Here is a 25,159-nt window from a genome sequence, read left to right as displayed (position 1 = left end):
ACGCGGGACGCCGCGCGGCCGCCTCGGGCGGACGCGCGGGGGCCGGGCGCGAGCTGCTCGCGCCCGGACGGGCTCGGATCAGGCGGCGGCGGGCGGGCCGCGGCGGGGCATCGACGACAGGGCGACGCCCGTGTCCGGCAGGCCGGGGTGCCAGGCGGCGGGCACGCGGTGGCGGAGCTCGACGGCCGGGGAGGCGAGGAGCGCCACCGCGTGCAGCATTACGACGAGGGCGGTGCGCGCGAGGGCGACGAGGTCCCAGAAGGCGCGCTCGCCGAAGCGGAGGGCGACGCAGGTCACGGCGACGGCGAGGACGTGGGCCGCCCACATGCCGGGGCCGTGGTGCATCCCGGCCATCGCGGCGGCGTCGGCCGCGCCTCCCGCGGCGGTGTCCGCGGCGGTCCCGGTGGATCCCGCGGATCCCGCGGCCGTCGTGAGGACGTGGCCGCCCATGCCGTGGTGCCCGCCGACCATCCGGGTGCTCGCGGTCGTCGCGGCGCCGACGGAGAAGAGGAGGTGGAACGCCCCCTGGCTGAACGCGACGGCGATCGCGAGCCGCAGGACGGAGAGGGTGCGTCCGGCGAGGAACGTGCTGACCGGGAGGGCGAAGGCCGCGGCGATGACGACGCCGACGACGCCGGGAGCCTCACCGCCGCCGGCCATGTGCGAGACCGCGGCGACGAGGATCGCGACGCCGGACGTCACGACGCCCCGCGCGACGCGCACGCCGCGCGTGCCCATCACCTCGGTCCCGCGCTCCATCGCCGTCGAGCCTACGCGGTGCATGCTGCGGGACCGCGGGGACGGGGGGACCGGGCGGTGCTGGCTCGCCTCTAGCGGTCGCCGCCCGGCGGGGTGCCGCCGGGGCCGCCGGAGCCGCCGGCGCCAGCGCCGCCGCCGGGCGCGGATCCCGCTGTCGGGGTCGTCGCGGTGTCGACGCGCGCCGTGAGCGCGACGCGGTAGCCGGCCGTCGCGTCGCCCGTGGTCGTCCCGAGCTGCAGCCCGCCGCCGTCGTCGCCGAACACGCCGTCCGAGTCGAGGGAGACCTGCGCGAGGGCCGCCGTCGATCCGGCGTAGGCGGGGAGCGCGTAGACGGTCGCGCACGCGTCCTCGGGCAGCGCGACCTGCGACGTGGCGACCGCCTTCGCGGCGTCGGTGATGTCGTCCACGGTCGGGTAGACCTCGAAGTGGACGTGCGGCCAGCGGCCCGTGTAGCAGGCGGGGAACACGGACGTGAAGGACACCGTGCCGTCCGAGCCCGCGACCTGCACGCCGCGCAGGTAGGTCTCCTCGGTGATCCCGTCGGAGTACATCGAGTAGCCGCCCGCGGCGTCGCAGTGCCAGACGTAGACGGCGGCGCCCGCGAAGGGCACGTCGCCGCCCGCCGTGTCGAGGATCGTGAGCGTGAGCGCCATCGGGACCCCCGCCGCGGTGGTGCCGCCGTCGAGGCTCGAGCGGATGTCGCTGCGGACGATGCCGGAGCGCTCCAGGACGTCCGGCCCGTTGGATCCGTCGCCCGGGTACGGCCCCGCCGTCTCGTCGGGGATCTCGCCCGTGGTCGCGGCAGCGCCCGCCGTGTCGCCGGCCCCCGTCGCCCCGGTCGTGCAGGCCGCGAGCGCGACGGACCCGATGCCTGCCCCGAGATAGGCGATCACGGCCCGGCGGCTGAGCAGCGTGCGCAGGTCGAAGCCCGCGCCCTGGTCGACCACCTCCTCGTCGGCGCGGGCGAGCAGCCGGCCCTCATAGGCGGGGCCGTCGGGCGTGCGGTCGGGTTCGGGGATGCGGGTCACGGGTGCGTACCTCCTGGTCGGGCGCCCCGGCGGTCGGGACGGGACCACCGTGCCGGGCGCTCCGATGGGCCGGCCATGGCGATCCGATGAGCCGGCCCAGAGCCGCGCCCGGGCCCCGCCCGTCAGCCGCGCAGACGCGGGTAGGCGGCGAGCGTCGGCACGTGACGCGCGCTCGTGAGGAGGAAGCGGTCGGCCACCCCGCGCACCGGCCGGGACGCGGCCACGCGCATGGCGCCGCGCAGCGCCTTCTGTCCGAACGCCGAGGACGGGTGCGTGAGCCGCGCGCCTCCCGACGGCAGCCCCTGCGCGCTGTCCGCGTAGCGCCGCAGCTGTCCCTCGTAGCGCGCGAACGCGGCCGCGAAGGTGTCGCCCGGATCCGCGAGCGCGCGTCCCAGCTCGCCCGCGAGCACGTGCGCGGCGACGAGCGAGAGGGTCGTGCCCATACCCGTGGGGCCGGATCCCCAGGCCGCGTCGCCGAGGAGCGCGATGCGCCCCTTCGACCACGTCGAGACGATCACCTGCTCCATGCGCTGCGTGTAGAACTCGTCCGGGCGCGCCTGGAAGCCGTCGAGGATCCGCTCGACCTGCCAGCCCGTGTCGCGGAAGCGCGCGCGGAGCACCGTCATCTGCGCGTCGAACGGCAGCTGCTCGAACCCGGACGGCTCCGATTCGAACGACAGGCTCGCGCGGATCGTGCCCTCGTCGTCGGGGCGGATGGTCGCGTTCCGCGCGCCGCGTCCCGTGAGGAAGTCCCAGTGGTCCGTGTCGCCCGCGATGCGGTCGATCGTCCCGTAGGCGATGCTCACGCCGTGGTCGCGGAGGGTGGTCTCCTCGGCGAACGCCAGCCGGCGCGTGCGGGAGCTGCGGCCCTCGGCGACGAGCAGCAGGTCGTAGCGCTCGTGGGATCCGCTGGCCAGCTCCACGTCGACGCCCGTCGCGTCCTGGCGCACGCCCGTCACGAAGTCGCCGTAGCGGAGCTCGACGTCGTCCCGCACGAGGTCCACGAGGATCCCCGCGAAGCGGCCGCGCAGGATCTCCACCTCCGCCGTCGGCCCGTCCGTCCCGACGGCGCGGGGGAACGTGGCGACGACGCGTCCGTCCTCGTCGACGAAGCGCGTCCCGTCCTCCCCGGTGAGGTTCGCCATGACGACGTCCTCGATGCCCATGCGCCGGAGGACGTCGCGGCCGAGGCCCCGCACGTCGATGTTCTGCCCGGCCTGGCGCTGCTCGGTCGAGCGCTCGAGCAGGGTCACGTCGAAGCCCTCTCGGTGCAGGCCCCAGGCGAGGGCCGGTCCGGCGATGCTGGCTCCCGTCACGAGGACCCTCGGGCGGTGGTGGGCGGTGTCGGACATGGATGATCTCCTCGTGTCGTCGAGCTGGCCCGTGATCCCGGGCTCGAGTAGACTCTATGGCGTAGATGCTTCACAGTGAAGTAATCCCGGAGACTCGGAGGATCACGACATGTCCCACACCATCGCGATACCGGGCGACCGGTCCGACGTGCTCGAGCGGCTGCGGGACTACACGACCGCGTTCGACGAGTCGGTGCGGCAGCTCGCCGCGGCGGTCAGGCTGCCGACGACGGATACGACGGCGCTGGCCGAGGTGATCTGGGCGGAGACCGCGGGCCGGGCGCTGTCCCCGGCCCGCCTGTCGGAGAAGCTGCACTTGACCTCGGGGGCCACGACCGCGCTCATCAACCGGCTCGAGGGCGGCGGACACCTCGAGCGGAGCCGCGAGAGCGCCGACCGGCGGGTGGTCACGCTGCGGGCGACCGCCGCGTCCCGGGCGCGCGTGATGGCCGTGCTGCAGGGCGCGCAGGCCGACGTCGACCGGGCGCTCGACGGGTTCACCTCCGCGCAGCTCCGCACGGCGGCCGCCGTGGTGCGTGCGGTCGCGGAGGGGACCGAGGCGGGCACCCGCGGGATGGCGGGCGACGGCGCGACGCCGGCCTGAGCAGGACGGGCGCCGGGTCAGCCCGCCGAGACGCAGGGGCTGTCGCAGCCCGCCGCGCGCTCGCGCGGGAGCCCGCTCCGGCGATCCTGTCCGCGCGCCTGCTCCTGTCCGCGCGCCTGCTCCCGCTCGCGCGCCCGCTCCAGCAGCGACACGTGCAGGTACCCCGCGTACCCGCCGGGCGTGCGCCCCTCGCGGCGGCTCGACGTGAGCACCTCGCCGTCCGCCGATGCCGTGATCCGCGCGTCGAGCGCCCGGAGCCGGCCCACCAGGTCGACGTCCTCGTGCTCCGCGACGGCCGGGAAGCCGCCGGCCGCGACGTAGGCGTCCGCGCGCACGCCGAGGTTCGCGCCGTGCACGTGCCCGTTGGCGTGGCCGGGCACCCGCGTGGCGCGCCAGGCCGCGACCTGCGCGGGGCTCAAGGCGTCGAGCTCGGGGCGGACCGTGCCGACGACCACGTCGGCCCCCGCGTCCGCGAGCTCGAGCTGGCTCGTGATCCACGCGGGCGGCACCGCGGAGTCGGCGTCGGTGCACGCGATCCAGTGCTCGGCGTCGTCGCCCTCCCAGCCGGCGCGCGCCGCGTCGACCCCCTGGGCGCGCGCGGCGCCCACGCGCCCGGCCGCGCTCTCGATGACCTCGACGCCCGCGGCGCGCGCCACCTCCGCGGTGCGGTCCCGGCAGTCGTCGGCCACGAGGATCACGCGCACGCGCACCCCGGCCGCGCGCGCCCGGGACGCGGCGACCTCCACGGACGCGAGGCAGCGGCCGACCAGCTCCTCCTCGTCGCGCGCCGGGATGACGACCGTGACGGCGCGGATCCGCAGCGTCGGCTCGACCCCGACCGCCGCGGCCGAACCGCCCGTCACCGCAGACCCGTCCGGGTCGCGACCGACCGCGGATCCGCCGACAGCACCTCGAGGAGGAAGTCGTCCTCCTCGTGCCGCATCAGCACGTGCAGCCCGGGGACGGCGGCGAGCCGCGCGTGCACCTCGTCGCCCGTGCGCTGGAAGTCGCCCTCCGGGTGCCGCCAGTGGCACGCGACCAGGGTGCCCGCGGCGCCGAGGGCGTCGGGCAGGGCGGCGAGCACGCGGTCGAACGCGGCGTCGTCCAGGTAGTAGCCGACCTCGCTCATCACGACGAGGTCGAAGGCGCCGGCCGGCCAGTCGGCACCGACGTCGCGCACCTCGAGGCGCACGTGCGGCGCGTCGGCGAGGCGCGCACGGGCCCGCTCCACCGCGGTCGGCGCGACGTCCACGGCCAACAGCTCGTCCGCGCGCTCGGCGAGGCCCGCCGTCGTCACGCCGATGGAGCAGCCGATCTCGAGCGCGCGCCCGTAGCGCTCGTCGGGCAGGGCCGCGAGGGTGGCGAGGCGCTTGCGGCGCTCGTACCAGCGGGTCTGGACGCGCCACGGATCCTCCGCGCGGGCGTAGGCGGCGTCGAAGCGCGCGGCGGCGGTGGGCGACGCGGGCGCATCGTCGCCGACGATCAGCACCTCCCGGTCGCGGTCGACGTGCTGGAGGAAGCCGGGCTGCAGCACCGCGCGGTCCTCGGGGGCGTCGGAGAGCGGATCCACCTGGCTGGCGTGCGCCCGGATCGCGGCGCGCTTGGCCTCCCGCGCCCCCGCGTCGAGCGGCAGGGAGCGCATCGCGGCCCACGGCACGCGCGCGTCGTCGGGGGTCGCCCAGTGCCACATCCAGACCGGGTACTCGACGAGCCGGATCCCGCGCTCGGCCGGCAGCGCGCCGACCAGCTCGGCGACGACCTCGCCCGTGACGCGGTGGTCGCGGTGCCCGTCGCCGCGCCAGGGAGCCGCGACCCACGTGCCCGGCGCGACGTCGGCGAGGAGCGCGGCGAGGTCGTCGCGCACCGCGTCGCGGCGCTCGCGGATGCCGCCGTCGGGGTGGCCGAGGAGCACGAGCCGGGCGTCGGGCGCGACCGCGTCGAGGGCCGCGCGGGCCTCGACCCGGCGGACGGCGACGAGCTCGTCGGGCGTGCGCGTGGGGGATCCGGGGTGCGATGCGGCGCCGTCCGTCACGATCGCGAGCGTCACCGGCACACCGCGGGCGGCCGCGGTGGACATGAGGCCCGCGGCGCCGATCGACTCGTCGTCGGCGTGGGCGGAGACGACGAGGAGCGCGCTGATCCCGGTGAGGTCGGGCGCGGGGAGCGCGTCCCAGCGCGGATCCGCGTCCCACGCGTCCGCGTCCGTGCCGGGCTGGCGGGCGTCGAACGCGACGCCCGTCGAGGTCACCGCAGCGGGCTCCGTCGAGGCAGCGGACGCCGGGGCGGTCGGCGCCGGGGCGTCCGCGTCCTCCGCCTGCCGCCGCGCCGTCTCCGCGAGCGCCCCACCCAGCGAGGCGTCGTCGCGCTCGGCGTGGTGCTGCCGCACGTACAGCCCGAGGTCGGCCACGCGCTTGGCGTGATCCGCGTCCTGCGCGAGCGGGGCCGGCCCGAGCGCGTGCGCGACGTGCGTCAGCGTCTCGTCCACCGCCCGGGCGACGACGGCGCGCACGCGCTTCGCGAGCAGGCGCCCCGCATCCCCCGAGGCTCGCCCGCCGTCGACCAGCGAGGCCGCCTCCGCGAGGGACGCGCGCGCCCCGTCGAGCGCCGCGTCGACCGCGCCGAGGTGCATGAGCAGCAGGCGATCGGCGCCCTCGCGGGACGCCGCCCGCAGCAGCGTGCGCGCCAGCCCGACCGCGCCGCCGTACCAGCAGGCGGCGACCTGGATCCCGCCCCAGTGGAACCCGGGCCGCTCGAGGTACCAGCCGGGCGCGCCCACGCGTCGGGCCGGCACGTCGCGCATGCGGAGCGGCCCGCTCGGGACCTCCACCAGCCCGCGGGCGACCCAGGCGCCGGGCACCACCTCGACGCCCGGGTGCCGGAGGTCCACCGCGAAGAGGCCGCGCGAGCCGTCGTCGATGGCGGCGGTGATGAGCGCATGCGTCAGCGACCCGGCGAGCGAGCACCAGGGCTTCGTGCCGGACAGCAGCACGGCGTCGGATCCGCCGGCGTCCGCCGCGGCCGTCAGCGGATCCCCGCCGCCCTCGGCCGCGAACACGCCCCACGTCCTCCGCGCGGAGCCCTCGGCGGAGTCGTCCGTCCGCGCGTCGCCGGAGCCGGAGCCGGAGCCGTCGCCCGCGGCGTCGCGCTCCTGGTCGAGGATCGCGAGCGCGTCGAGGTGCGGCTCGACCGTCCGGGCGATGCCCAGGTCGGCCGCGGCGAGGGTCGCGAGCGCCTCCCAGAGGTCCGCCGTGCCGCCCGCGCCCGGCCGGGCCCCCTGCTCTCCGAGCGCGACGGCGAGCTCCAGCGCCCGCTCCGTCGTCCAGCCCGATCCCGGGGGCGTCGCCGCGAGCGCCCGGCGCACGAGCACGACGGCGGGCCCGGGGGCGTCGTCGCCCGGCGGCACCGCGCCGGACGCGAAGCGGACGCGCGGCGGTTCGTGCGCGTCGGGGGCGGATGCGGATGCGGGCAGGGGACCGGATGTCACGGGGTGGGGCGCCAAATCGTCGAGGGACCGGCCGGGCGGGGCCCGGTCGTCCTTCGAACCTACAAGCGCCGGCGGCCGGCTGTCGGGTCGGCGACGCCCCGGGCGGATGTGGCAGGCTGGCCGCCTCGGATCCCCCGGCCACGCGGGTGTGGGACCCTGGCGTCAGGGCTGGAGCGTGATCCGCACCGCCCGCGCACGACAGAGGGGACCACCATGGACCAGCACGCCGACCCGCACGCCCACGAGCCCGCGACCGAGGGCCCGGCCGAGCAGCCCACGCCCGAGGCGGTCGAGGAGTTCGAGCGCCTCGCCGTCCTGCGCATGGGCGGCCAGGACATCGAGGGGGCCCTCGACGAGCTGCCCGACGCGGACGCCCGCGAGGTGGCCGAGGTGGCCATCGACCGCGTCGTCCGCGGCTACGACCACCTCTAGGCGGATCGGCCGGGGCGTCGAGCGCCCACCCGCCTACCGCCCGGTGAGCCGCGCGATGAGCTCCCGGTAGCGCTCCGCCGTCCGCTCCACGATCTCCTGCGGCAGCACGGGCGGGGTCCCGGTGCGATCCCAGTTCGCCGCCAGCCAGTCGCGCACGATCTGCTTGTCGAAGCTGTCCGTCCGGTTGCCGGTCGCGTACGCCTCGGCGTCCCAGTAGCGCGACGAGTCGCTCGTGAGCACCTCGTCCGCCAGCGTCGTGATGCCCGTGCGCGGGTCGATGCCGAACTCGAACTTGGTGTCCGCGAGGATCACGCCGCGCTCCTCGGCGATGGCCGACGCGCGGCGGTACACGTCCAGGGACAGGTCGCGGAGGCGCGCCGCCTCCTCGTGCCCGACGAGCTCCTCGGTGCGTGCGAAGGTGATGTTCTCGTCGTGCTCGCCCTGCGGGGCCTTCCAGGCGGGCGTGTAGATGGGCTCGGGGAGGCGATCGCCCTGCGCGAGGCCGGCCGGCAGCGGGATGCCGCACACGGTCCCGTGCCGCCGGTACTCCTCCCAGCCGGATCCCGCGAGGTAGCCGCGCACGACGCACTCGATGGGCAGCATCTCGAGCACGCGGCAGAGCATGGAGCGGCCCCGCACCTGCGCGGGGATGCCGATGCGGTCGAGGGTGTCGCCGTCGACGAGGTGGTTCGGCACGTCGAGCCGGTCGAACCACCAGAGGCTGAGCTGCGTGAGGAGCTCGCCCTTGCCGGGGATCCCCGGCTCGAGCGCGAAGTCGTAGGCGCTCACGCGGTCGGTCGCGACGACGAGCACGTGCGGCTCGCCCTCGAGCGCGCGCTCCTCCGTGTCGTCGACGGCGGGGCTGAACAGCTCGCGGACTTTGCCCGAGTACGCGTGCTCCCAGCCCGGCAGGTCCCAGTCGGCGGCGTGGCCCGCGGGCGTCCCGGCGCTCATCGGATCACCTGCGCGGCGATGTCGGTGCGGTGCTGCGACCCGTCGAGCGACAACCGCCCGACGGCCTCGTAGACGCGCGACCGCGCCTCCTCGAACGAGGGCCCCGTCGCGACGACGCTGAGCACGCGCCCGCCGGTGGCGACGAGCCCGTCCTCGGACTCGGCGGTGGCGGCGTGCGCGATGCTCACGCCCGGGACGCCCTCCGCCTCCTCGACGCCCTGGATGACGCGACCGGTGCGCGGCGCCTCCGGGTAGCCCTCGCTCGCGACGACCACGGTGACCGCGACGTCGTCGGAGAACTCCGGGCGCGCGACGCCGGCCAGCTCGCCGGACGCCGCCGCGAGCAGCAGCCGCGAGAGCGGGGTGACGAGGCGGGGCAGCACGACCTGCGTCTCCGGATCCCCGAAGCGCGCGTTGAACTCGATGACCCGGATGCCGTCCGCGGTGAGGATGAGCCCGCAGTAGAGCAGCCCGATGAAGGGCGTCTGCTCCTCCGCGAGCTTCCGCACGGTGGGCAGCGCGATCGTGTCGATGACCTCGTCGACGAAGCCGGCCGGCAGCCACGGCAGCGGCGAGTACGCGCCCATGCCGCCCGTGTTCGGCCCCGCGTCGCCGTCGCCCAGCCGCTTGTAGTCCTGCGCGGGGGAGAGGGGGAGGACGTCGTGCCCGTCGGAGAGGAGGAAGAGGGACACCTCCTGCCCGGCGAGGAACTCCTCGACGAGGACGGTGCCCTGGCCGAGGTAGTGCCGGGCGTGCTCGAGGGCCAGCGTGCGGTCGGCCGTGACCAGCACGCCCTTGCCCGCCGCGAGGCCGTCGGCCTTGATGACGTAGGGGGCTCCGTACTCGTCGAGCGCGGCCTCGACCTCGTCGAGGGTGCCGGCCTGGGCGGCGCGGCCCGTGGGCACGCCCGCCTCCTCCATGATGCGCTTGGCGAAGGTCTTGGATCCCTCGAGCGCGGCGGCCGCGCGGCCCGGCCCGAAGACCGGGATGCCGCGCGTGCGCAGCGCGTCGGCGACCCCGGCGACCAGCGGCGCCTCCGGCCCCACCACGACCAGCTCGACGCCCTCCGCGAGCGCGTGCTCCGCGACGACGGCGGGGTCGTCGATGTCCATCTTCACGACGGGCACGACGCGCGCGATGCCGGCGTTGCCGGGCGCCGCCACGATCTCGTGATCCGCGTCCTCCCGGAGCAGGGCCGTGACGATGGCGTGCTCGCGCGCACCGGAACCGAGTACCAGGATCTTCACGCCCCCACCCTATCGACGCCGACCCCGCCGGACCGGGCCCCTGGGGGCGACGGCGGGTGCGCCGATGCCGCGCTCCGGGCGGTGAGCGGAGGGTGGGAGGCCGACCCGCCGCGGGTACGGCACGGGTCGGCTCCCTGCCCTCTCCGGCGTTCTTCGGGTCCGCCGGCGGGCGCATCGTCCCTGCCCTCCCGGCGCCGGGGGAGGCGACGGGAGGGAGGGCGTCCAGCCGTGCCGAGCGGGTCGTCTCACCGCGGGGCACTTCCATACACGGTAATGGATGTCCCCCAAAGCACGGACCCGTCGCGACGCCCCAGTAGGAGGGACGCGGCGCCCCCGACGGGTTGCCCCACCACGCCTCTGGCATCCTGGGACGATGGCCAAGGCGCGCATCCACCCCACCGTCGGACAGCCCGCCGTGCGGGCGGCGCTCGCCCGGGGCGCCGACGCCGACCGGGAGACGCGGGCCACGGCCGTGCGCTTCCTGCTGCAGTCGCTGGCGGATCTCGCGCCCGGCGGCACCGTCGAGGTGCGCGTCCCGCCTTTCGGCGCCGTCCAGTGCATCGAGGGCCCCGGCCACACGCGCGGCACGCCCCCCAACGTCATCGAGACCGACCCCGCCACGTGGATCGCGCTCGCCACGGGCGGCACCACCTGGGACGCGGGCGTCGAGGCGGGCGCCGTCCGCGCGTCCGGGCTCCGGGCCGACCTGCGGGGTCTCCTCCCGGTGCCGTGGGAGCTGCCGGCCGACCGCTGAGCGCCGCCGCGGTTCGTCCCGCGTCCGCGGCGCGGGGGATGATGGACCCATGACCGACGCCCGACCCCAGCCCGACGACGCGCGCCGCACCGAGGTCCTCGTGCGGCGGTCCCCCCGCTACTTCCGATTCATGGGCGTCGGCGCCGTCCTCGGGATCATCGTGGCCATGGTCCTCACGCTGACGTTCCCGCCGAACCCGGAGTTCTCCGAGGCTCAGGTGCTCGCGTTCCTCGCGCTGTTCGCGGTCGTCCTCTTCGGGGGGCTCGCCGCGTTGCTCGCGCTGGTGCTCGACCGCGCGGCATCCCGCCGATCCCGCGTCCTCACGGCCGAGCGCGAGCGGGGCGAGCCGGGCGCCTGATCCCGCGCCCGCCCGCCGGCCGCCCCGACGCGCCGATCAGCTGAGCTGCGTGCGCTCCAGCCAGGACAGGTACTCCGGCGTCACGTTGCCGGTGATGTACTCGCCCGTGAAGCAGCTCATCTCGAGGTCCTCGACGCCCGTCGACCCCTCCATGATGGCGTCGCGCATGTCGGCGACCTCCTGGTAGATGAGGTGGTCGGCCCCGAGCTCCTGGGCGATCTCCGGGATCTTCCGCCCGTGCGCGATGAGCTCCTGCCGCGACGGCATGTTGATCCCGTACACGTGCGGGTAGCGCACGGGCGGGGCGGCGGAGGTGAACGTCACCTTGTTCGCGCCGGCCTGGCGGGCCATGGTCACGATCTCGCGGCTCGTCGTGCCGCGCACGATGGAGTCGTCGACGATGAGGATGTTCTTGCCCTGGAACTCCGAGCTCATGGCGTTGAGCTTCTGCCGCACCGACTTCTTGCGCTGCGCCTGGCCCGGCATGATGAAGGTCCGGCCGACGTAGCGGTTCTTGTAGAAGCCCTCGCGGTACTCGATGCCGAGCGTCTGCGCGACCTGCATGGCCGACGGCCGGGACGAGTCGGGGATGGGCATGACCACGTCGATGTCGCCCGCGGGGCTGTGCTCCGCGATGGTCGCCGCGAGCCGGTTGCCCATGCGCAGGCGCGCGTCGTAGACGCCGATGCCGGACATGACGGAGTCGGGCCGCGCGAGGTAGACGAACTCGAACGCGCACGGGATGAGGCGCGGCGCCGGGTGGCACTGGCGCGCGTGCATCTCGCCGTCCATCGTGATGAAGACGGCCTCGCCGGGCGCGACGTCGCGCACGATCTCGTAGCCGAGCGACTCCATGACGAGCGACTCGCTCGCGACGACCCACTCCATCCGGCCGCCCTGGAGCTCGCGGCGGCCGAGGGTGAGCGGGCGGATGCCGAACGGGTCGCGGAACGCGAGCATGCCGTGGCCGGCGATCATCGCGATGGACGCGTAGGAGCCCTGCACGCGCTCGTGCACCCGCTCGACCGCGGTGAACACCTGGTCGGGGTCGAGCGCGAGGCCCGAGACCTGCGACTGCAGCTCGTGCGCCAGCACGTTGACGAGCAGCTCGGTGTCCGAGCTGGTGTTGGTGTGGCGGCGATCCACGTGGAAGAGCTCCTGCGCCAGCTCCCGCGTGTTCGTGAGGTTGCCGTTGTGCACCAGCACGATGCCGTAGGGCGCGTTCACGTAGAACGGCTGCGCCTCGTCCTCGTCGGCCGCGCTGCCGCGGGTCGCGTAGCGCACGTGGCCGAGGCCCATGGTGCCGAGGAGCGATCGCATGTCGCGGGTGCGGAAGGCCTCGCGGACCTGGCCGCTGAGCTTCTTCACGTGGAAGGTGTTGCCCTCGGCGGTGGCGATGCCGGTGGAGTCCTGACCGCGGTGCTGCAGGAGCAGGAGGCTGTCGTAGACGAGTTGGTTGACGGGTTCGGACGATACGACGCCGACGATGCCGCACATGCTTCGGCTGACTCCTGAAGAGTAGAAGAGGTGGGGGAGAGGCCAGTGTCCCACACGGGAGCGACGCGCCCGGCCGCTACCCTGTACGCGTGACCACCAAGAGCTCGTATGCAGAGGCCGGCGTCGACACGGAGGCCGGCGATCTCGCGGTCCAGCTGATGAAGGAGGCCGTGTCCCGCACGCACGGCCCCGAGGTCATCGGCGGCTTCGGCGGATTCGCGGGGCTGTTCGACGCGAGCGCGCTCACCCGCTTCCGCCACCCGCTCCTCGCGACCTCCACGGACGGCGTCGGCACCAAGGTCGCCATCGCGCAGGCGATCGACAAGCACGACACCATCGGCCAGGACCTCGTCGGCATGGTCGTCGACGACATCGTCGTGGTCGGCGCGCGCCCCCTCTTCATGACCGACTACATCGCGTGCGGCAAGGTCGTGCCCGCGCGCATCGCCGACATCGTCGCCGGCATCGCCCGGGCCTGCTCCGACACCGGCACCGCCCTCGTCGGCGGGGAGACCGCGGAGCACCCGGGGCTCCTCGGGCCGGACGACTACGACGTCGCCGGCGCCGCGGTGGGCGCGGTCGAGGCCGATGCCGTGCTCGGATCCGAGCGCGTGCGCGACGGCGACGTGGTGCTGGCGCTCGCCTCGAGCGGCCTGCACAGCAACGGCTTCTCGCTCGTGCGCCACATCCTCAGCGTCGCCGGGATCGGCTTCGGCGACACGTCGGCCGAGCTCGGCGGTCTGGTCGGCGAGGTCCTCCTCGAGCCGACGCGCCTCTACACGACGCCGCTGCTCGACGTGCTCGCGCAGCCGGCGCTCGGCGCCGGCGTGCACGCCATCAGCCACGTCACGGGCGGCGGCATCGCCGCGAACCTCGCGCGCGTGCTGCCCCGCGGGTCCTTCAGCGAGCTCGAGCGCTCCACGTGGTCGCCGCCCGCGGTCTTCCGCGCGCTCGCCGGCATCGCGGGCTCGACGCTCGAGAGCGCGGAGGGCACCTGGAACCTCGGCATCGGCATGATCGTCGTGGTGGACGCGGCCGCGGCCGACGGCATCGCGCGCGCCCTCACCGCCGCGGGGATCTCCACCTGGGAGGCCGGCCGCGTGACGATCGGCGACGCCCCGGCGGGCGCCGGGTTCGAGCAGGGCGCCAAGGGCGTCGACGGCGGGGCCGTGCGCCTCACCGGGCGCTACCGCGACTGATCCGCGTCGCGCCGCGCGACGGCCTTCGTGCGTCCGGCCCTCGCGAGTCGGCGTCGGGCGCGTCCGACGCACGCGGATGCGGGCGCACATGAGCGGACCCGCCTCGCGAGGAGGCGGGTCCGATGCTCATCCGGCCGGGGCCGGATGGGGGATCACGCGCGCTTCTGCTCGTCGCCCGGGACGTAGGCGTCCGGCTCGTCGGCGTACTCGTCCCACTTGGCGGCCTCGGCCGCGTACTGCTCGTCGACCGCCCCGTGGGTGGTCAGCTCGCGCTCCAGCTGCGTGTAGTCCACATTGGGACTGAACGACTTCAGCTCTCGCGCGATCTTGGTGTGCTTAGCTTTTTGACGGCCGCGCCCCATGCGAGACCCCCTCACGACTCAGGCCCCGACGGGCGGTGACAACGCTGGATGCAGCGGACAGGGATTGGAGAAAACCTAGGGGCTACCCTAACATGTGGCCCTCGTCGTCCCGGGCGTGTCCTCCCCGTGCGGGAGCGCGCAGGCGCATCGTACGACCTCGTCGCTGGGCGGCCATGCACCGGGGAGCGGGCGCTAGCCTGGTCGTCCCATGAGCTCCGAACCGGCAGAGACCCAGGTCGTGGTCATCGGTGCCGGACAAGCGGGTCTCTCCGTCGCGTACCACCTGCAGCGGCTCGGCCTCCGCATGGGCGCCGACGCCGTCGTGCTCGACCGCGGTCCGACGACGGGCGGCGCATGGCAGCACCGGTGGGCGGCGCTCCGCTTGGGATCCGCGCATCGCGTGGCCGACCTCCCCGGCATGTCCGAGCTCGGCATCTCGTTCGCGACGGCCGACCGTCGCCTGCCGGCCCGCGACGTCGTCCGTGACCACTACGCCCGCTACGAGCAGCACTTCGACCTGCGGGTCGCCCGCCCGGCGGAGGTGCGTGCCGTGGTCGACGCGGACGTGCCGCCGCCCGTCGCGGGGCGCCGTCGCGCGGCGCATCCGTCGGACTCCGCGCGTCCGCTCCTCGTGCGCGCCACCGACGGCGACCGGGTCGCCCGGCTCGTCGTCAACGCCACCGGCACGTGGGGCGCGCCCTTCATCCCCTCGTACCCCGGTCTCGCGACGTTCCGCGGCCGCCAGCTGCACACGTCCGGCTACCGCGCGGCGGCGGATCTCCGCGGGCTCCGCGTGCTCGTCGTGGGCGGCGGCACCTCCGCCATCGGCTTCCTCCTCGAGCTGGAGGGGGTGGCCGCGCGCGCCATGTGGTCCACGCGGCGTCCCGTCGACTTCCTCGAGGCGGGCCAGCTCGACGTCGAGGCGGCCGTGCGCGCGGTTGATCTGCAGGACCGGGCGGCGCGCGCGGGGGAGGCGCTCCCGAGCATCGTCAGCGGCACGGGCGTGCCGCGCACGCGGCGCATCGTCGCGGGGATCCAGCGCGGGGTGCTCGCCAGCCGGGGCCCCATCGCGCGCTTCGAGGAGGACGGCGTCGTCTGGGCGGACGGCGGGCGCGACCAGGTCGACGCGGTGATCTGGGCCACCGGGTTCCGGCCGGAGATCCGGCACCTCGCGCCGCTCGGCCTCCGGGAGAAGGAGGGCGGCGTGCGCGTCGAGTCCGGGGTGTCGGCCCGGGATCCGCGGGTGTTCCTCGCGGGCTACGGGCCGCAGGCGTCGACGATCGGCGCGAACCGCGCCGGCCGGCGCGTCGCCCGCCAGGTCGTCGCCGCCCTCGGCTGAGGCGGCGCATCGCCCCGACGGCCACCGCGGATGAGGGGCGTGGGGGCCGGCGCCGTCCGCGGGAACTCGCGGCGCGACCCCCACGTCCATCCGGACCTCACGGGTCGGCCCGGACGTGATCCGACCGGGGCAGGGTGCGGCGTCATCGACGCACCCGGCCATCCGGTCGACCCGCACGACCTCTCGGGGGAAGAGTTCGTGCACCAACGACTCTACCGCCGTGTCCTCCTTTTCGAGGACATGGGATCTACGGCGTCCGGCGTCCGCTCGTGTGCTTGACGGGCGTGGTCGGCGGCGGGCCGGGGCGTCGCGAGACCGGGCGCACGGGCTCGCCCCGGCGGTCCTGTCCGGGCACCGGGCGCGACCGCCGCCCGTAGATGAGCTCCGACGAGTCGAGCAGCCACGGCACGAGCGCCAGCGTGACGCCGTGCACGAGCAGCAGCTTCTGGCGGATCCGCCGGGCCTTGTGGTTGTGCAGCAGCGTCTCCCACCAGTGCCCGACGATGTAGACGGGCGTGTAGACCGTGATGATCTCGCTGCCGTGCTCCGCACGACGTGCCTTCAGGTACTTGATGAGCGGGAAGCTGATGTCGCGGTACGGCGAGGCGACGATGCGCAGCGGCATGTCGATCTCCATCTCGATCCACTGGCGCTCGAGCAGCTTCGTCGCCTCGTCGTCGATGGAGACGTGCACCGCCTCGATGCTGTCGTGGTCGGCGGCGATCGCGTAGTCGAGCGCCTTGAGGACGGGCTTCTGCATGCGGCCGACGAGCACGACCGCGTGGTCGCCCGTGGATCCGAAGACGGTGATCGGGTCGACCTCGATCTCCTTCTCGACGTCGCGGTAGTAGCGGTTCACGCCGAGCATGAGGAGGAACAGCACCGGCATGATCGCGAAGACGAGCCACGCGCCGTGCGTGAACTTGGTGATGGTGACGACGATGAGCACGAGCGCGGTGAGCAGCGCGCCGAACGCGTTGATGGCGAGGCCGCGGATCACCTCCCCGCGGTTCGCGCAGCCCTCGCGGAGCATGCGGGTCCAGTGCACGACCATGCCGGTCTGCCCGAGCGTGAACGACACGAAGACGCCGATGATGTAGAGCTGGATGAGCTGCGTGAGGTTCGCCTGGTAGACGACGAGGATCAGCGTCGCGCCGAGCGCCAGCAGCAGCATGCCGTTGCTGTAGACGAGGCGGTCGCCGCGCGTGAGGAGCGACTTGGGCGCGTAGGCGTCCTTGGCGAGCACGGAGCCGAGCAGCGGGAACCCGTTGAACGCGGTGTTGGCCGCGAGGAGGAGCACCGCGGCGGTGGTCGCCTGCAGCAGGTAGAACATCACGCTGCCGTTCCCGAAGGTGGCGCCCGCGACCTGCGCCATGAGGCTCTTCTGCGGCTCCGTGGCGCAGCCGGTCCAGCCGATGAGGTCGCAGGGGTGCTCGCCGTAGTGCACGCGCGCGATGAGCGCGAGCGTCGTGAGGCCGACGAACAGCACGATGGCCGTGCCGCCCATGATCACGAGGGTGGCCTGCGCGTTCTTGACCTTGGGCGTCCGGAACGCGGGCACGCCGTTCGAGATCGCCTCGACGCCCGTGAGCGCGGAGCAGCCGCTCGAGAACGCGCGCAGCAGCAGGAGGATGAAGGCGACCTGCGACAGGCTCGGCGTCGCGACCGTGTAGGAGGCGGACTCCGCGACGGGCGGGTCGCCGAGCGCCGTGCGGACGAGGCCCACCACGATCATGAGGCCCACGCTCGCGATGAAGAGGTAGGTGGGCACCGCGAAGGCCTTGCTCGACTCGCGCACGCCGCGGAGGTTCACGGCCGCGAGGACCGCCACGAAGAAGACCGCGATCTCGACGCGGAACGGGGCGATCTCCGGGACCGCGCTGATGATGTTGTCGACGCCCGATGCCACCGACACCGCCACCGTGAGGATGTAGTCGACGAGGAGCGCGGACGCGACGACGAGGCCGGCCTTCTCGCCGAGGTTCTTGTGCGCCACCTCGTAGTCGCCGCCGCCCGACGGGTAGGCCTTGATGAGCTGCCGGTAGCTGAGCACCACGACGACCAGCAGGATCACGACGCAGGCCGCGACCCAGGGCGCGAAGCTCAGGAACGCGAGGCCGCCGAGCGTGAGGATGAGGAGCAGCTCCTGGGGCGCGTAGGCGACCGAGCTGAGCGGGTCGCTCGCGAAGATGGGGAGCGCGAGGTGCTTGGGGAGCAGCTGGCCCTCGAGCTTGTCGCTGGCGAGCTTCTCGCCGATGAGCAGCCGCTTGGCGGGACTGCTCTCGGGAGCCTGGGGGTCCGGAGTCACGAGCGGCCACGATACATGGCGACGCGCCCGGGCCGCGACGGGGCTGGGCGCGCCCCGTGACCCCGCTGGATCCCCGTCGCCCCGCGGACTACCCGACCGTCGCGACCGGGCCGGTGGGGACGGGGCCCGCGGGGTCGTCCGGGGCGGCGCCGCGCGTGCGGCGGCGGGGTGCCCGGGCGGGCACGGGCAGGTCGAACAGGGGGAGGGTCCGCTGCACGATGGGCCCGATCAGCAGGGCGAACGCGAGCGTGCCGACCCCGACGTCCCCGCCGAGCGCCCAGCCGACCGCGAGCACGACCAGCTCGATGCCGACGCGCACGCGCCAGACCGGCCAGCCCGTCCGGCGGTGGATCCCGGTCATGAGGCCGTCGCGCGGGCCGGGCCCGAAGTGCGCGCCGATGTAGAGGCCCGTCGCGAGGCCGAGGAGCACGAGGCCGGCGGCGAAGAGCGGGATGCGGATCCCGAGGCTGTCGACGGCCGGCACCACGGCGAGCGCGACCTGCGCGCTGTAGCCGACGAAGACGACGTTGAGGACGGTGCCCCAGCCGGGACGCTGCCGGATGGGGATCCAGAGCAGCAGCACGAGCGCGCCGACGATGTTGGTGACGACGCCGAACGGCAGGTCGGTCTGGATCGCGAGGCCCTGGGCCAGCACGTCCCACGGCGAGACGCCGATGGCGGCCTGGAGCATCATCCCGATGGCGAAGCCGTAGAGGAAGATGCCGATGGCGAACTGGACTGAGCGTCGGAGCATGTGGGAGATCCAATCGCGTCCGGGGGTTGCGGGACAAGAGGCCAATCGACAGGCTGTGGCCTCATGACGCTCGCCGGATCCGCTCCCTCCATCGTGCTCGGCCCGGCCGCCCTCACCGCGCTGCTGGGGGAGTGGGCGCGACCCGGGAGCCCGGCGTACCAGGCGCTCGCCGACGGCATCCGCCGCCTCGTGCTCGACGGGCGCGTGCCCGTGGGCGCGCGCCTCCCCGCCGAACGCGAGCTCGCGGCCGCGCTCGGCCTCAGCCGCACCACCGTCGCGGCGGCCTACGCGGCGCTGCGCGCGACCGGCCACCTCGTGAGCCGACGCGGTTCGGGCAGCGTGACGCGGATCCCGCGGAGCGCGCCCCGGGCGGAGGCCGACGGGCGCGAGGTCGCGGACATGAGCCGCGCCGCCGTGCCCGCCGCTCCCGCGCTCGCCGACGCCGCGCTGCGCGCCGCGGCCCGGCTGCCCGCGCACCTCGACGGGCACGGCTACGACGTCGACGGGCTGCCGGAGCTCCGCGAGGCGATCGCGGCCCGCTACCGCGCGCGGGGCCTGCCGACCGAGGCCGAGGACGTGGTGGTGACGGTCGGCGCCCAGCACGCGATCGGCCTCCTCGCCTCCGTCCTCGTGCACCGCGGCGACCGCGCCCTCGTCGAGCAGCCGAGCTATCCGCACGCGATCCAGGCGCTGCGCGACGCCGGAGCCCGGCTCGTCGGGGCGGGAGTCGGCGCCGGAGGCTGGGACGAGGACGTGCTCGAGCAGACGATCCGCCGCACGCGGCCCGCGCTCGCCTACCTCATGCCGGACTTCCACAACCCGACCGGACGGACCATGCCCGAGGACCAGCGGGCGCGGGTCGTGGCGCTCGCCGAGGCGCACGGCGTGACCGTGATCGCGGACGAGACGACGGCCGAGCTCGACATCGACCGGCCGACCGCGCATCCGCCGCTCGCCGTGCACGGGTCGCCCGGCGCGGTCGTGCTCGTCGGGTCGGTGGGGAAGACGGTGTGGGGCGGGCTCCGCGTCGGCTGGATCCGCGCCGGCCGACCGCTCCTCCGCGAGCTGGCGCGGGCCCGCTCGGCCCGGGACCTCGGCACGCCCGTGCTCGAGCAGCTGGTCGTGGCCGACGTGCTGGGCGGGATGGACGGGATCCTCGCCGAGCGCGGGGCGCGGCTCCGCGAGACGCGCGACCACGTCGAGGCGGAGCTCGCCCGGCGCTTCCCCGGGTGGGAGGTCCCGCACGTCGACGGCGGGCTCGCGGTGTGGGTCGGGATCGGGGCCCCCGTGAGCACGGAGCTCGCGCTGGCCGCGCGGTCGCGGGGGCTGGCCATCACGGGCGGGAGCCGGTTCGGGCACGACGGCGCCTTCGAGCGGTTCCTCCGGATCCCCATCACGTCGCCGCCCGCCGCCACCGACCGCGCGCTCGACATCCTCGAGGACGCGTGGGGCGGCCTGGCGCCGGTGGCGGGGCATGAGCACGACGTGGAGGACCGCTCGATCCTCGTGTGAGGCGCCGTGGTTGGGGACGCCGCCGACGGCGATGGCGCCCCGGGCGGTAGCGTCCAGGCGTCCGCGCGACCTCTCGCGAGCGGCATGCGTCCCTCTCATCCCGGGTCGACGGGTACCGCTCCCGCGGAGCGTCGCGAATCGCCCGATCCTGGAGGAAGAACACCATGCGCATCCGTCCGCGATCCATCCCCGCCTCGCCCTCGCCGTCCGCCGCCGGCCGCTCCCGTCACGCGTACGCCGCGCTGGCGCTCGTGGGAGGCCTCGCCGCCGCCGGTCTCGCGGTGCCGTCCGCCGCGTCGGCCGCCGACGCCTCGACCGGCGCGTCCGTCGTCGTCCCCGCGTCCGTCGACCAGGCCGCCGCCGCCGCGCACTGGACGCCCGCCGCCCGCGCCGAGGCCCTCGCCGCCGACGCCTCGACCGCCGCCGGCCCGGCCTCGGCCTCGCGGTCCGCGATCCTGTCCACGTCGGCGGACGCGACGGCCACGGCCGGCGCACCGGTCCCCCACCCCGACCAGCCGTTCGTCGGCGTGCTCTTCTACGTCGCGGGCGGGCGCGACCACGCGTGCACCGCGAGCGTCGTGGACACCCCCACCGGCGACACGATCGCGACCGCCGCCCACTGCCTGGCCGACCGGCGCACCGGCGCCGCGACCACCCTGGCCACCTTCATCCCCGGTGCCCAGGGCGCCACCGCGCCGCACGGCATCTGGCCGGTGCGCGTCGCGGCCGTCTCCTCCGCCTGGACGGCGAGCGGCCGCGCCTCGGACGACGCCGGGTTCGCGCGCGTGAGCGGTCCCGCGGGCGAGGTGCTCGCGGCGTCGGTGGGCGCGGCCGAGCCCGTCTTCGGAACGCCCCTCGTGCCGGCGACCGGCCAGGCGCCGAGCCTGGCGATCCTCGGCTACCCGACCGCCGGATCCGCCACGGCCGCGCTCGAGGCCTGCGAAGGCCGTCCGCAGCACGCCGCCGGCGGTGAGACCTCCCTGCCGTGCGCGCTCGGGAAGGGCGCGGCCGGGGCCCCGGTGCTGACGTTCACCGGCGAGCAGCACGCGGTCGTCTCGCGTACCTCCGCGGGGCACGGCGTGCTCCTCGCCGCGTGGGGCGCCGAGGCGCAGCGCGCCTTCGCCTCGCTCCAGGGGCGGTAGCCGACCCCTCGGGCGGCGGTCCGGTGTCCGGCGAGCGCCGGACACCGGACCGCCGCCTGGGGATCGCCCTTCGTGCACGAAGGAGTTGGGCGGGCGCGAGCATACTGAACCGGTGACCATCGACCTGCCTCCCATCAGCCGCTCCTACATCAGCCGCCCGTACCCGCTCGGCGCGACCGTCGTCGCCCGCGACGGCGGGCTGCCCAGCGGCCTCAACGTCGCCGTGTACTCCGAGACCGCGGAGGCCGTCGAGGTCTGCGTCTTCGACGAGTCCGGTGCCGAATCCCGCACGCGCCTCTCCGAGCGCACCGGCCACGTGTTCCACGGCCTCGTCGAGGGCGCCGGCATCGGCACGCGCTACGGCCTCCGCGTCCACGGCGAGTGGGATCCGTCCCGCGGGCTCCGCCACAACCCGGCCAAGCTCCTGCTCGACCCGTACGCCATCGCGATCGAGGGCCACCCCACCTGGGGCGAGGACGTCTTCGCGCACACCTTCGCGGATCCCTCCGCCATCAACGACGCCGACTCGGCCGCCTCGATGCCCCGCTCCGTCGTGGCCGACCGCCGCTTCGACTGGGAGGACGACGAGGCCCCGCGCACGCCGCTCGACGAGACCGTCGTCTACGAGGTGCACGTGAAGGGCTTCACGCAGCAGCTCGAGTCGGTGCCCGAGGAGATCCGCGGCACGTACGCGGGCCTCGGGCACCCCAGCGCCATCGAGTACCTCACCGACCTCGGCGTCACGAGCGTCGAGCTCCTGCCCGTGCACCACTTCATGCAGGACTCGCACCTCGAGGAGAAGGGCCTCCGCAACTACTGGGGCTACAACTCCATCGGCTTCCTCGCCCCGTACTCCGACTACAGCTCCGCGGGCGACGGCGGAGCGCAGGTCGCCGAGTTCAAGGAGATGGTGAAGGCGCTGCACGCCGCCGGCCTGGAGGTGATCCTCGACGTGGTCTACAACCACACTGCCGAGGGCAACCACATGGGCCCGTCGCTGTCGCTCAAGGGCATCGACAACGCCTCCTACTACCGGCTCGTGGAGGGCGACGAGGCGTCGTACTTCGACACCACGGGCACCGGCAACAGCCTCAACGTCGGCCACCCGGCGGCGCTCGCGCTCATCATGGACTCGCTGCGCTACTGGGTCGAGGAGATGCACGTCGACGGCTTCCGCTTCGACCTCGCCACGACGCTCACGCGCCAGGACGGCGACGCCGAGCTGCACAGCGCGTTCCTCACGCTGATCCACCAGGACCCGGTGCTCGCGCCCGTGAAGATGATCGCCGAGCCGTGGGACACCGCCGGGTACCAGGTCGGCGGCTTCCCCGCCGACTGGTCGGAGTGGAACGGGAAGTTCCGCGACGACGTGCGCGACTTCTGGCACAGCGGGCAGAACGTGCTCGGCGCGCTCGCCCAGCGGATCACCGGCAGCCCGGACGTGTACGAGTCCGGCCGCCGCTCGCCACTGTGCAGCGTGAACTTCATCACGGCGCACGACGGCTTCACGCTCGCCGACCTCACGTCCTACGACGAGAAGCACAACGAGGCCAACGGCGAGGACAACAACGACGGCGAGAGCGACAACCGCTCGTCCAACGCCGGCGTGGAGGGGCCGACGGACGATCCCGAGATCACCGCGATCCGCGACCGCCAGCGCCGCAACATGCTCGGCACGCTGCTGCTCTCGTCGGGCGTGCCCATGGTCCTCGGCGGCGACGAGATCGCGCGCACGCAGGGCGGCAACAACAACGCGTACTGCCAGGACGACGAGATCTCGTGGTTCGACTGGGCCAACGCGGACCGCGACCTGCAGGACTTCACGCGCAAGCTGATCCGCCTGCGTCGCGGCAACCGGGCGCTGCGTCCCATCTGGTTCCGCGGCGACGACGTCGAGGGCGCCGAGGAGGCCGTGCGCTTCATCCGCGCCGACGGCCAGACGCTGAACCCGGAGGACTGGACGGACCCGAACGCCTTCAGCATCGGCGTGATCATGAAGGGCAAGGACAGCGACGCGTTCTTCGTGGCGTTCAACGCGGCCGAGGGGCCGGTCGAGTTCCAGCTGCCCGAGGGGATCGGCGTCTCGTGGCACCTCGCCATCTCGTCGGACGCGGAGCAGAACACCGAGGAGGACGCGACGAGCATCCTCGTGCGCGACCGCTCGTTCACCGTGTTGCGGGCCGCGCGCTCCTAGCCGCACCCGCACGACCCGCCGACGCGCCCTCGGGAGACCGGGGGCGCGTCGCCGCGTCCGGGCCGGGCGCCGCGCGGGCGTACCGTGGGGATGCCCCGTTTCCGCTCCCGGGGAGATCGGACCCCGTGTGACGTCATCGCCCGACTCCCGGCCGCCGTCGACCCGGACGCTCGACCTCGAGGCCGCGATGCGCGCGAGCGTGGGACTCCTCGTGCCGCTGGTCGTGCTGCTCGCGATCGACCGGCTCGACCTCGCGCTCTACGCGTCGTTCGGCGCCTTCACCGGCCTGTACGGGCGGAACGAGCGCTACCGGCTGCGGCTCGCGAGCGTCAGCGCCGGGGCCGCGATGATGCTGGTCGCGATCTCGACGGGCGTGCTGCTCTCGCTCCTCGACGCGCCGCTCGGGCTCGAGGCCGTGGGCCTCGCGATCGTGCTGGGCGGGGCGTCGCTCGTGTCGACGGCCATGAGCCTGGTGCCGCCGCATCCGCTCTTCCCCGTCTTCGGGCTCGTGGTGTGCGCGGCCGTGCCGGTGGACGCGGCGCAGGCGCGCGACGCGCTGCTCACCGCCGTGGCCGCGATCCTGTTCTCCGCCGGCGTCTGCATGTCCGGCTGGCTGCTGCGCCGTTGGGCGCCGGACGCCCACGCGCATCGCTTCCGGGCGCTGCCGCGCATCCCCGTGCGCGACGCCGACGTGCACCGCGATCCGGCCACGTGGACCGCGGTGGTCGCGAACGTCGTCGGGGCGCTGGTGGCGGGCGCGGTCGCGGTGGCGCTCGGGCTCGGGCACCACTACTGGGCCGTCGTCACGCTCGTCGCGGTGCTGCCCGTGGTGCGCGGGCCGCTGTCGTTCACGCGCGTGGCGCACCGGGTGCTCGGGACGCTCGCCGGGTCGGTCGTGGCCGCGGGGATCCTCGCGCTGCACCTGCCCGCCGGCGGCGTGATCGCCGTGGCGGTGACCTGCCAGTTCGCCGCCGAGCTCGCCGTGGGGCGGAGCTACGGGCTGGCGCTCGTCTTCATCACGCCGCTCGCGCTCGTGATGGGCGGCCTCGGCCGGACGCTGCCGGTGCTGCCGCTCGTGGCCGACCGGGTGGTCGACACGGTCGTGGGCGCGGCGGTGGGCGTGGTCGTGATCCTCGTGCTGCGCGCGCTGGCGGCGCGGCGTCAGCGCCCGGCGGCGGGGACGGCGTAGCGGCGGACGAGGCAGAGGATGCCGCCGGTCAGCGCGAGCGCCGCGACCGCGCCGGCAAGGAGGGCCCGCCGACCGAGCGCCTCGTACTCGGGAGAGGTCGCGGTGCCGAAGTCGGGCGAGGGCAGCTCGTCGACGAGGACGGCGCTCTGGACGAGCGCCACGGCGGCCAGAAGTGCGGCGGACACGAGGATCGCGACGCAGAGGACGGCGCCCGCGACCAGCAGCCGGTCGCGGGAGCGACCCGGGCGGGTGGATGCGGCGGCCATGGCGCGACGGGCCTAGGGGAGGACCGTGGTGCTCCAGCCGTACAGGCGGCCGTTCGCGCCGAAGACGTTCCAGCCGCCGGCGCAGGTGACCGTGGCGGGGTCGATCTCCGGCGGCCACCACGTGTCCTCGATGGTCGGCATCTGGAGGTCGGTGCAGCCGCCGGGGGCGGGCGCGGCCTGGCCCGTCTGCACGGCGACGATGCTGCCGGCCTTCGCCTCGGACTTGGTGCGGATGAGGGTGCCGTCCGACGGGATCCACGTCGGCATGCCCGTGCCGAGCGCGGTCTGGGCGTCCGCCGTGGTCGCGTAGATCTCGGTGGTGGGCGAGGTGAACTGCGCGCTGGCCCCGCATCCGGACAGGAGCGCCGCGCTCGCGACGGCGGCCAGGACGGTGAGGGTCGGTCGATGCATCCCCCTAGTGTGCC

At 74.9% G+C, this 25,159-nt stretch carries 23 protein-coding genes; 10 read left to right on the top strand and 13 right to left on the bottom strand.

Annotation, left to right across the window (positions count from 1 at the left end; translation table 11 throughout):
* Positions 1-78: 78 nt before the first annotated feature.
* The 3 genes from ITJ44_RS05765 to ITJ44_RS05755 form a co-directional block, all read right to left on the bottom strand.
* Positions 79-759 carry a hypothetical protein gene (locus ITJ44_RS05765; protein WP_194633756.1) on the bottom strand — a complete coding sequence of 227 codons (681 nt, stop codon included), beginning with the start codon at positions 757-759 and terminating at the stop codon, positions 79-81.
* 71 nt (positions 760-830) lie between these two features.
* On the bottom strand, positions 831-1,787 hold the full coding sequence (locus ITJ44_RS05760) for a 3,4-dioxygenase subunit beta (protein ID WP_194633755.1): 957 nt from the start codon (positions 1,785-1,787) through the stop codon (positions 831-833).
* A 122-nt stretch (positions 1,788-1,909) separates the two neighbouring features.
* Positions 1,910-3,139 carry an FAD-dependent monooxygenase gene (locus ITJ44_RS05755; RefSeq protein ID WP_194633754.1) on the bottom strand — a complete coding sequence of 410 codons (1,230 nt, stop codon included), beginning with the start codon at positions 3,137-3,139 and terminating at the stop codon, positions 1,910-1,912.
* 109 nt (positions 3,140-3,248) lie between these two features.
* On the opposite strand from ITJ44_RS05755, the gene ITJ44_RS05750 reads away from it, so the two are divergent.
* A complete protein-coding gene (locus ITJ44_RS05750) occupies positions 3,249-3,743 on the top strand; it encodes a MarR family winged helix-turn-helix transcriptional regulator (RefSeq protein ID WP_194633753.1) in 495 nt (164 codons plus the stop codon).
* A 17-nt stretch (positions 3,744-3,760) separates the two neighbouring features.
* Here the strand turns inward: ITJ44_RS05750 and ITJ44_RS05745 are convergent, their stop codons facing one another.
* Positions 3,761-4,606 (bottom strand): glycosyltransferase, encoded by an 846-nt coding sequence (locus ITJ44_RS05745; RefSeq protein ID WP_194633752.1) that lies wholly within the window; start codon positions 4,604-4,606, stop codon positions 3,761-3,763.
* The gene (locus ITJ44_RS05740) at positions 4,603-7,227 is read right to left on the bottom strand and encodes a PIG-L family deacetylase (RefSeq protein ID WP_370551625.1); all 2,625 of its coding nucleotides are present in this window, start codon (positions 7,225-7,227) and stop codon (positions 4,603-4,605) included. Before ITJ44_RS05740 ends, ITJ44_RS05745 begins: the two co-directional genes overlap by 4 nt.
* Before the next feature lie 213 nt (positions 7,228-7,440).
* On the opposite strand from ITJ44_RS05740, the gene ITJ44_RS05735 reads away from it, so the two are divergent.
* Entirely contained in the window at positions 7,441-7,659 is a 219-nt protein-coding gene (locus ITJ44_RS05735) for a hypothetical protein (RefSeq protein ID WP_194633751.1), read from the top strand.
* Positions 7,660-7,692: 33 nt separating this feature from the next.
* On the opposite strand, the gene ITJ44_RS05730 is transcribed toward ITJ44_RS05735, so the two are convergent.
* Positions 7,693-8,613, bottom strand: coding sequence for a phosphoribosylaminoimidazolesuccinocarboxamide synthase (locus ITJ44_RS05730; RefSeq protein ID WP_194633750.1), 921 nt, complete (start codon positions 8,611-8,613; stop codon positions 7,693-7,695).
* Positions 8,610-9,860, bottom strand: coding sequence for a phosphoribosylamine--glycine ligase (gene purD / locus ITJ44_RS05725; protein ID WP_194633749.1), 1,251 nt, complete (start codon positions 9,858-9,860; stop codon positions 8,610-8,612). The genes ITJ44_RS05730 and purD overlap by 4 nt, the downstream gene beginning before the upstream one ends.
* Positions 9,861-10,233: 373 nt before the next feature.
* Here purD and ITJ44_RS05720 point away from each other — a divergent pair, with 373 nt between their 5' ends.
* Positions 10,234-10,614, top strand: a complete 381-nt coding sequence (locus ITJ44_RS05720) for a sterol carrier family protein (RefSeq protein ID WP_194633748.1) — start codon at positions 10,234-10,236, stop codon at positions 10,612-10,614.
* A gap of 49 nt (positions 10,615-10,663) precedes the next feature.
* Complete coding sequence (locus ITJ44_RS05715; protein WP_194633747.1) at positions 10,664-10,972, top strand: hypothetical protein; 309 nt, start codon at positions 10,664-10,666, stop codon at positions 10,970-10,972.
* A gap of 36 nt (positions 10,973-11,008) precedes the next feature.
* Here the strand turns inward: ITJ44_RS05715 and purF are convergent, their stop codons facing one another.
* Positions 11,009-12,469, bottom strand: coding sequence for an amidophosphoribosyltransferase (gene purF / locus ITJ44_RS05710; protein ID WP_194633746.1), 1,461 nt, complete (start codon positions 12,467-12,469; stop codon positions 11,009-11,011).
* A gap of 89 nt (positions 12,470-12,558) precedes the next feature.
* Here purF and purM point away from each other — a divergent pair, with 89 nt between their 5' ends.
* The gene (purM, locus tag ITJ44_RS05705; protein ID WP_194633745.1) at positions 12,559-13,668 is read left to right on the top strand and encodes a phosphoribosylformylglycinamidine cyclo-ligase; all 1,110 of its coding nucleotides are present in this window, start codon (positions 12,559-12,561) and stop codon (positions 13,666-13,668) included.
* Positions 13,669-13,820: 152 nt separating this feature from the next.
* On the opposite strand, the gene ITJ44_RS05700 is transcribed toward purM, so the two are convergent.
* The gene (locus tag ITJ44_RS05700) at positions 13,821-14,030 is read right to left on the bottom strand and encodes a DUF3073 domain-containing protein (RefSeq protein ID WP_012037444.1); all 210 of its coding nucleotides are present in this window, start codon (positions 14,028-14,030) and stop codon (positions 13,821-13,823) included.
* A 208-nt stretch (positions 14,031-14,238) separates the two neighbouring features.
* Between ITJ44_RS05700 and ITJ44_RS05695 the strand changes: the two genes are divergently transcribed.
* Positions 14,239-15,369 (top strand): FAD-dependent oxidoreductase, encoded by a 1,131-nt coding sequence (locus ITJ44_RS05695; RefSeq protein WP_194633744.1) that lies wholly within the window; start codon positions 14,239-14,241, stop codon positions 15,367-15,369.
* Between the two features lie 247 nt (positions 15,370-15,616).
* Here the strand turns inward: ITJ44_RS05695 and ITJ44_RS05690 are convergent, their stop codons facing one another.
* Both ITJ44_RS05690 and ITJ44_RS05685 read right to left on the bottom strand, forming a co-directional pair.
* The gene (locus tag ITJ44_RS05690; RefSeq protein ID WP_194633743.1) at positions 15,617-17,677 is read right to left on the bottom strand and encodes an APC family permease; all 2,061 of its coding nucleotides are present in this window, start codon (positions 17,675-17,677) and stop codon (positions 15,617-15,619) included.
* An 88-nt stretch (positions 17,678-17,765) separates the two neighbouring features.
* Positions 17,766-18,431: a YitT family protein gene (locus tag ITJ44_RS05685; RefSeq protein ID WP_194633742.1), complete on the bottom strand. Its 666-nt coding sequence runs from the start codon at positions 18,429-18,431 to the stop codon at positions 17,766-17,768.
* Between the two features lie 63 nt (positions 18,432-18,494).
* Here ITJ44_RS05685 and ITJ44_RS05680 point away from each other — a divergent pair, with 63 nt between their 5' ends.
* The 4 genes from ITJ44_RS05680 (at position 18,495) to ITJ44_RS05665 (ending at position 24,468) form a co-directional block, all read left to right on the top strand.
* Positions 18,495-19,943 (top strand): PLP-dependent aminotransferase family protein, encoded by a 1,449-nt coding sequence (locus tag ITJ44_RS05680; protein ID WP_194633741.1) that lies wholly within the window; start codon positions 18,495-18,497, stop codon positions 19,941-19,943.
* 164 nt (positions 19,944-20,107) lie between these two features.
* A complete protein-coding gene (locus ITJ44_RS05675; protein WP_194633740.1) occupies positions 20,108-21,085 on the top strand; it encodes a serine protease in 978 nt (325 codons plus the stop codon).
* A gap of 112 nt (positions 21,086-21,197) precedes the next feature.
* Positions 21,198-23,279, top strand: coding sequence for a glycogen debranching protein GlgX (glgX, locus tag ITJ44_RS05670; protein WP_194633739.1), 2,082 nt, complete (start codon positions 21,198-21,200; stop codon positions 23,277-23,279).
* 127 nt (positions 23,280-23,406) lie between these two features.
* Entirely contained in the window at positions 23,407-24,468 is a 1,062-nt protein-coding gene (locus ITJ44_RS05665; protein ID WP_194633738.1) for an FUSC family protein, read from the top strand.
* Here the strand turns inward: ITJ44_RS05665 and ITJ44_RS05660 are convergent.
* Both ITJ44_RS05660 and ITJ44_RS05655 read right to left on the bottom strand, forming a co-directional pair.
* Positions 24,441-24,734 (bottom strand): hypothetical protein, encoded by a 294-nt coding sequence (locus ITJ44_RS05660; protein ID WP_194633737.1) that lies wholly within the window; start codon positions 24,732-24,734, stop codon positions 24,441-24,443. The two genes, ITJ44_RS05665 and ITJ44_RS05660, sit on opposite strands and share 28 nt — an antisense overlap.
* 12 nt (positions 24,735-24,746) lie before the next feature.
* Complete coding sequence (locus tag ITJ44_RS05655) at positions 24,747-25,145, bottom strand: hypothetical protein (protein WP_194633736.1); 399 nt, start codon at positions 25,143-25,145, stop codon at positions 24,747-24,749.
* Positions 25,146-25,159 lie beyond the last annotated feature (14 nt).

This window comes from Clavibacter sp. VKM Ac-2873 (genome assembly GCF_015351075.1).
Classification (GTDB): Bacteria; Actinomycetota; Actinomycetes; order Actinomycetales; family Microbacteriaceae; genus Clavibacter.
The sequence above is the reverse complement of the archived record's forward strand: the minus strand, read 5'-3'. Positions and strand labels throughout refer to the sequence as shown.